The organism is Roseateles sp. DB2, assembly GCF_051857535.1.
GTDB lineage: Bacteria > Pseudomonadota > Gammaproteobacteria > Burkholderiales > Burkholderiaceae_C > Roseateles_B.
Map to the genome: position 1 here is coordinate 1 of NZ_JBPZGY010000033.1, position 7,158 is coordinate 7,158.

6 protein-coding genes are annotated in these 7,158 nt (G+C 58.2%); all 6 read left to right on the plus strand.

The genetic code is table 11. The annotated features are described in order from the left end of the window. Positions 1–165 precede the first annotated feature (165 nt). A complete protein-coding gene (gene cobA, locus ACS5PK_RS22470) occupies positions 166–942 on the plus strand; it encodes a uroporphyrinogen-III C-methyltransferase (protein WP_439442494.1) in 777 nt (258 codons plus the stop codon). Positions 943–1,012: 70 nt separating this feature from the next. Beyond that, the gene (gene fdxA / locus ACS5PK_RS22475; RefSeq protein WP_269629811.1) at positions 1,013–1,336 is read left to right on the plus strand and encodes a ferredoxin FdxA; all 324 of its coding nucleotides are present in this window, start codon (positions 1,013–1,015) and stop codon (positions 1,334–1,336) included. Positions 1,337–1,390: 54 nt separating this feature from the next. Beyond that, the gene (locus ACS5PK_RS22480; protein WP_439442495.1) at positions 1,391–2,485 is read left to right on the plus strand and encodes an NAD(P)/FAD-dependent oxidoreductase; all 1,095 of its coding nucleotides are present in this window, start codon (positions 1,391–1,393) and stop codon (positions 2,483–2,485) included. Positions 2,486–2,865: 380 nt separating this feature from the next. Further along, complete coding sequence (locus ACS5PK_RS22485; protein ID WP_439442496.1) at positions 2,866–3,228, plus strand: hypothetical protein; 363 nt, start codon at positions 2,866–2,868, stop codon at positions 3,226–3,228. Between the two features lie 403 nt (positions 3,229–3,631). Then, the gene (locus ACS5PK_RS22490) at positions 3,632–4,648 is read left to right on the plus strand and encodes a reverse transcriptase domain-containing protein (protein WP_439442497.1); all 1,017 of its coding nucleotides are present in this window, start codon (positions 3,632–3,634) and stop codon (positions 4,646–4,648) included. A 9-nt stretch (positions 4,649–4,657) separates the two neighbouring features. Next, complete coding sequence (locus ACS5PK_RS22495; RefSeq protein WP_439442498.1) at positions 4,658–6,004, plus strand: AAA family ATPase; 1,347 nt, start codon at positions 4,658–4,660, stop codon at positions 6,002–6,004. Positions 6,005–7,158 lie beyond the last annotated feature (1,154 nt).

Consider the following 7,158-nt stretch of genomic DNA (forward strand, 5'->3'; position numbering starts at 1 on the left):
GTCGTGGTCGAGCTGCAGGCCCCGCTGCCCCTGGCGGCCTATGCCCAGAACCGCGTGGCCGGCGCGCTGATCGTCGTCGACCCCACCAGCAACCGCACCTCGGGTGCGCTGCTGGTGCGCTGAGCCGGCACCCACGAGTCAAGACCTGACCCCAAGGAGCATCACATGGGACGCGTCATCTTCGTCAGTGCCGGCCCCGGCAGCGCCGACCTCATCACCCTGCGTGGCCTGCGCGCCCTGCAGCAGGCCGATGTGGTGCTGTTCGACGCCCTGACCGACCCCGCCCTGCGCGAGTTCGCCCCCAGCGCCCGCTGGCTGGACGTGGGCAAGCGCGGCTTCTGCGACTCCACCGCCCAGACCGCCATCAACGCCGCCCTGGTGCGCGAAGCCCGCCAGGCCGGCGTGGTGGTGCGCCTCAAGGGCGGGGACGCCAGCGTCTTCGGCCGCCTGGAAGAGGAGCTGCTGGCGCTGGACGAGGCCGGCATCGACTCGGAAGTGGTGCCCGGCGTGACCGCCGCCATTGCCGCCGCCGCCCACACCCGCCGCCCCCTGACCCGCCGCGGCCAGGGCCGCAGCGTGGCCCTGACCACCGCCATGACCAAGGACGGCGACCTCCAGGCCCTCAAGAGCGCCGACACCGAAGTCTTCTACATGGCTGGCCGCCAGCTCGGCGCCCTGGCGCGCAAGCTGACCCTGGCCGGATGGGCAGGTGACACGCCGGTGATGGTGGTGTCCAGGGCCGGCTGTGCCGATGCCCTGAGCAGCGAGCACACCGTGGATACCCTGCCTGCCGCCAGCCTGCTGCACCGCGGGCGGCCTACCGTCGTCACCGTCGGGGCCGGTGCCGCGCCCGTGGGGCCGGCCCGGCGCAGGCGATCCGTGGGCGATCAATGCCCCCAAGTTGAGCCCCATCAAGTGGAGCCGACGATCGCGCACGATTAAAATCCGCCCTTTGCCGCCAAAGCGCCCCTGCTCAGGCGGTCCCCGGGCCCAACAACTCTAGAGCTGCTCCATGACCCACGTCGTTACCGAAGCCTGCATTCGCTGCAAGTACACCGATTGCGTTGATGTCTGCCCCGTCGACTGCTTCCGTGAAGGTCCGAACTTCCTGACCATCGATCCGGACGAGTGCATCGACTGCGCCGTGTGCATCCCCGAGTGCCCCGTGAACGCCATCGTTCCCGAGGAAGACGTGCCGGGCAACCAGCAGCACATGATCAAGATCAACGCCGACCTGGCGAAGAAGTGGCCCAGCATCACCAAGCGCAAGGCCGCCCTGCCCGACGCGGACGAATGGAAAGACAAGAGCGACAAGCTCTCCGAACTCATCCGCTGATTACCCCTGCGGGCCACGACCAAGGGGCCCGGACTCGATAGATTGGATCCTCAAGTGACTCAAGCGACCTCCTCCGCCTCGGCTGGCGTGATCGAAACCGATGCCGTCATCGTTGGCGCTGGCCCCGTGGGCCTGTTCCAGGTGTTCGAACTCGGCCTTCTGGAGATCAAGGCCCACATCATTGACTCCCTGGCCTACCCCGGTGGCCAGTGCATCGAGCTCTACCCCGACAAGCCCATCTACGACATCCCCGCCCTGCCCGTCGTCACCGGCAAGGAGCTGACGGACAACCTGATGAAGCAGATCGAGCCCTTCGGCGCGACCTTCCATCTGGGCCAGGAAGTCACCACGGTGGAGAAGCAGGAAGACGGCCGCTTCTTCGTGGCCACCTCCAAGGGCACGCAGTTCCTGACCAAGACCATCTTCATCGCCGGCGGCGTGGGCTCCTTCCAGCCCCGCACCCTGAAGGTCGACGGCATCGACAAGCACGAGGGCTCGCAGGTCCACTACCGCGTGCGCAAGCCCGAGCAGTTCGCCGGCAAGAACCTGCTGATCGTCGGTGGCGGTGACTCCGCCCTCGACTGGGCCCTGAACTTCTGCGGCGGCAACGAAGACGGCAACCCGCACAAGGCCGAGAGCGTCATCCTGCTGCACCGCCGCGACGGCTTCCGCGCCGCCCCGGCCAGCGTGGCCAAGATGAAGGAGCTGTGCGACAACTACGAGATGCAGTTCATCGTCGGCCAGGTCACGGACCTGGATGAAGCCGAGGACGGCGCGCTCAAGGGCGTGAAGGTCACCGGCGGCGACGGCGTGACCCGCGTCGTGCCCTGCGACCAGGTCCTCGTCTTCTTCGGCCTCTCCCCCAAGCTCGGCCCCATCGCCGAGTGGGGCCTGGCCCTGGAACGCAAGCAGATCCTCGTGGACACCGAGAAGTTCCAGACCAACGTGCCGGGCATCTTCGCGGTGGGTGACATCAACACCTACCCGGGCAAGAAGAAGCTGATTCTGTCGGGCTTCCATGAGGCTGCGCTGGCTGCGTTTGGTGCGATGCCGATCATCAATCCGGAGAAGCGGGTGCATCTGCAGTACACGACGACGAGTCCGAAGCTGCACAAGGTGCTGGGGGTTGAAACCCCGGTGTTCGACTGAGTCGGCGCTGCCTTGGATTGAAGAACCCGCCCTTGTGGCGGGTTTTTTGTTGGCTGAGCGACAGTCGCTTCTCCATCGAGGATGCGGATTTTCATCGCTAGGCTTGGTGAGGTCCGCCGTGCATTCGCCTCTTCCCAAGACGCGGCAGTTCCCTACACTGGCCGCAGCCCTTCAGATAGGGCTCGGGATTGGCGTCCCGACGAGACCCGCGGCATCGAAGCCGCATACACTGAGCCGCGACTTCGTTGCGCCCGCGCTCCGTCCGATCAATGGCGGCCCGGGTGGGGAGCCGTCAGGCTCACCGGTCTCCGCTCCGCGGGTCTCCCGGCACGCCAACCCACTCGGGCTGCCGCCCAATTGGCGTTGGGTGGCAGTCGTTGATGACTGAGACCTACGGAGGCGCTATGGGCGCAAGTACACATCCTGCTGCAGTCCATGCCCGGTGCACCACACTGGACAGCATCATCAGCCTGCTCAATCGTATGCGGACTTCAGCGGCTAAGGCTGACTTAAACGAGGACGAAATCGACCAACTGATTGAAGATGCTCACCAAACTCAGGCATGCCTACGTGAAGCGAGTCGCCAGCAGCTTGAATTGCTTGAAGCCTTGGAAGTGCTGCTAACAATGCTAGATACGGCGGCCGAGAAGCCAATACGTTCCGGAAGCCTAAGGTGTCTGCTGGCGCCGCTGGTAGAAAAGCTGCGTGATTCCGCTGGTGCGTTCAATTCAGCGATGTGTTGACATTGAAGCCTGCGTGCCTTGGGCCTACCAGCTTGGACTAGCGCGAGCATTTCAATCTTTCAACGACAGATTCATCGCGAAAGCTGAACCCTCACTGGTTGCACCAATCCGATATCCAATCGTGGCGGAAGGAATGCTCAGGGATGGAAGACACGGGCACAAGCAAGTCGGTAGCCCCGACTTCGCTAAGCACCGCGCGACAGCGCGGCACGAGCCCACGTGGGCTTAAGCGTGATGCAGAGCTTCGACTTGGGGTACGCTCACAGCGTGCTCGCACGAGCACGTCGCCAGTCCTGGGTTCTACGTCTTGTGTGGCGGCTTGGCAAGCCAAGCACACCACACAAGTAGATCAGACGGCCTAGAGGTCAGCCTAAACGACCGGAGCTACTCCTAGTCAGCTGACATGGGAACGATTTTATGGGATTTGCCAGGAATGTCTACACCTCCGCTGCTGACCGCTGTCAAGCGACCACTCGCTGAGCTGTTCCGAGCAGTCAACCACGAAAAACGCGAATTCAGCGACCTCGCCTCCATGGACGTGCTCGCGAATTGCAGGCGTGAACAATTCACCAAGGCAAGAACGGTGCGGCATATCCTCGCGCCCAACGATCGGTTAGCAGCCTGTCTGGACTTCATACGGCTATTCGTCGTCGAGTTCCTACCGATCAATGAGGATGTCGTCTACTCATACCGAAAAGGTGTGAGCACTTTTGATGCCGTCGCCCGTCACAAGCAGGGAAAATACTTCTTTGTCTGTGATATCGCATCGTTCTTCCCGAGCCTTGGCCATAAACGCGTCGAAGTGACGCTCGCGCAAGGTGGTGATCGCACGCCTATTTCTGACTTCGACCACTGGCAAAGCCGATTCTGCGAACTTATCTGCCCTGAGAGCGGATTGCCGATGGGATTCCCTACGTCACCAGGCATAAGCAACGCGGCGCTCAAGCCGTTCGATGATGCGCTGAAGGCCGCATGCGATATGCGTGGATTGGTTTTCACTCGCTACTCAGACGACATTACCATTTCAGGAGATTGCAAAGAAGCACTACAGGGGATAGATAAATTGGTTGAAAATACACTGAATGCCGTCTTCCCTGGCGAATTCAGATTAAACCAAAGTAAATCAAAGCTGATGAACCTAGGCATGAAAGTTAAACTGCTTGGTATGGTTCTGCTGCCCGACGGCAGCGTGTCAGTTGACGGTCCATTCAAAAAGGACATCGAAGTTCTTCTCCACTTTCACTCCAAAGATCGTAGACGCTTCCTAGAAAAAGTTGAGAACGACCTGCAAAGAGGCGAGCGAAAGCTTGCAGGAATGATCAATTACGTTAACACCGTCGACCAGGACTATCTAGACAAGCTTCGGCGTAAGTTCGGGGCAGCAGCTGTAGACTACTTTCTGCATCGCTCATTTTCGTGAACCCCGTCTATGCGCGTCGAAATTGAAAACGTCCCGCCTATTGTCCGCTACGCCTTTGATGTCGATATCCGGACACCGGGCATCGTTGGTATTGCAGGCGGCAATGGCACCGGAAAAACGACAATAGCAAAGGCCCTGCTGAATCTATCGTTCGCCGATACGTTTATCCGGACTTCATCCGCGAATTCAGTAAATCCGGACAGCCGCATCACCTACCGCGTCGCCGATCAAGAGTTTATGTTTGAGTTCGACATGTCAACTCAAACCATCACTACTAGGGCACCCGTGCCCAATGCAGTGAAAAAGCTACTCTCGGTGGAACTGCCCGCACCCCATGGTCAGCGCTTTACGTTCTTTGGAATGCTGACCGAAGCAGATCCTGACATCCGGCGTGCCATTGTCCTCGGTCAACATACTCGACCACAGGCGCTGATCGACTTTCTCAACGCAGTCTACGGCGACGATCGGTTCAACAATCTCATTGAAATCCCTTTGCGACGAGGGACTTGCTGCTGCATCTTGCTGGGCGATGATCGCTATTTACGTGAGGACCACTTCAGCTCGGGTGAATACTTTTTGATCCACCTATATCGATTGATATCGGCTGGGAGGCCGCTGGTTTTCATCGATGAGATCGACACCTCGTTAGACGCGCGGGCACAAGCTCAACTTATCCCTCAAATGCGCATCTTGAGCGAGCGTCATCGCTGCAAAGTAGTGTTCACAACCCACTCACTTGCTTTGATGCAGACTCTGGACGCTGGGGAGCTCGCCTATTTGGAGCGCACGCCTGATGGCATGCTGCTTGCGCCGATGTCCTTCAACTCTGTTAAAAGCGTCCTGTTCGGCTTCCGCGGCTTCGATCGCTACATACTCACTGAGGACGAGGTCCTCAAGGCATTTCTTGAGTATGTCATTCGCAGATACTGCCCGCCGGCCTTCTTCTCGTACCAGATCATCTATATTGGAGGGGCAGATCAAGTCACTGATCTAATGCGGCGTAATCGCTCTGCCCAGTTTTTCGGCCCGGAGGCCCACGTCATCTCAGTTCTCGACGGAGATCAACAGCGACAAGACCTTCCCAGAAACACAATATGCATTCCCTTAAAAAACGTCGAAACCGCGCTATGGGAGGCGTATCGCCAGCCAGATTTTGAATACGCCTTTGACGGAGGCAACCTTCTTAATGCAAAACAACTGCATCGTCGTATTCAACGCCAAGGAAATCTCTCTTCCGAAGAGATTCACCGAATGCTATGCGACCTACATGACGATGCGATTCGAGAGTTTTCTGCTCACCTCACTCAATTTCTTTGCCGCCCTGGGCTTCAGGCTGGGGCCTATGCCAGAGTTTAAGAATTCGGGCTTCTGCGCAGGTTCGAAGTCTTAAATCAGTAGCACTAGTAACAGCACCAGGGTCAGATACCGTCTTGAACATGGCACCAGGGTCAGGCCTTAAATCTAAAGGCCTACAGATTTAAGGCCTGACCCCCGACTTGCGCGACTTGCGCTTCATAGCAATCACCAATTTTTCTTATGTCTCCCAAGACCGACGACTATGGAGACAGGGTCAGATCTGGGAGCCAAGGTTACTCTTTAGCCGCCCCCAAGAAGGCAATCTGCGCCTAAGCACTGCATCTTGCCGGCGCCAAGATCGCGCTACGGGAGCAAGGCCAGGCCTTAACTGGATACCCATCACTTGCCCTCAATTGAACTCACTGCCGACAACATGCCGGATAAAGTAAAAGCCAGCAATCCAATGATCACAAATTCTCTTTTTCGATCACTTTCAATCCTTTTCTCCGCGTTCATCTGCACAGCCTGCGCAACCAAACAGACCGACAAAAAAGAGTGGGTATTCGTCTCAAGCCAAACTAGCTATCCCTCCAACCCCAACACTTGCCATACCAGGATTGGAAAGAGTTACTTGCCTGTCAGACCCCGTGTAGATGAACCTGAAAAGCTATGGGTACAAGTTCCACCCACAACTGAGGCAAAGGATGCAGTGTCCTATTGCGTATCCAATGTTTTTTTAGCCGGAGAATAGAATTTTCGAAGCCGGAGGAATTTATCAAAGCCGTTGGCCAGTGCTTGCGGGATCGAGGATTTGACGTGCAAGAGGAAAAGATACTTATTGAGGCTAAAAAGTTCAGCTGCTGACTGAGGGCATGGGGCAGATACGGCACCAGAGATAGCACCAGTAGCACCAGTAGCACCAGAGCACCAGGGTCAGGCCTAAAATCTAAAGGCCTACAGATTTGCGCAGAGCCGGGGTCAGATACCGTCTCGAATTTCAAGCTTTGGCCCAGATAAAGTTGGATCAAACGGACGGCCTGAGCGCAGTACTCCGAAGATCAGCATGGGGCACCAGGGTCAGGCCTTAAATCTACCTGATTAGTCACCTATCTCCGCTGGCTCACATGGCGAGCTACCTGGCGATGAAGATGGTCGCACCCCACCTCGGAGGCGACCATGTCCACCAATCGCATTCAGTTCCAACCTGGCTTGCC

Bases quoted from the DNA above. Each gene is read 5' to 3' on its own strand.
- ACS5PK_RS22490 (WP_439442497.1), top strand. From the start codon at position 3,632: ATGGGAACGATTTTATGGGATTTGCCAGGAATGTCTACACCTCCGCTG.
- cobA (WP_439442494.1), top strand. From the start codon at position 166: ATGGGACGCGTCATCTTCGTCAGTGCCGGCCCCGGCAGCGCCGACCTC.
- fdxA (WP_269629811.1), top strand. From the start codon at position 1,013: ATGACCCACGTCGTTACCGAAGCCTGCATTCGCTGCAAGTACACCGAT.
- ACS5PK_RS22495 (WP_439442498.1), top strand. From the start codon at position 4,658: ATGCGCGTCGAAATTGAAAACGTCCCGCCTATTGTCCGCTACGCCTTT.
- ACS5PK_RS22485 (WP_439442496.1), top strand. From the start codon at position 2,866: ATGACTGAGACCTACGGAGGCGCTATGGGCGCAAGTACACATCCTGCT.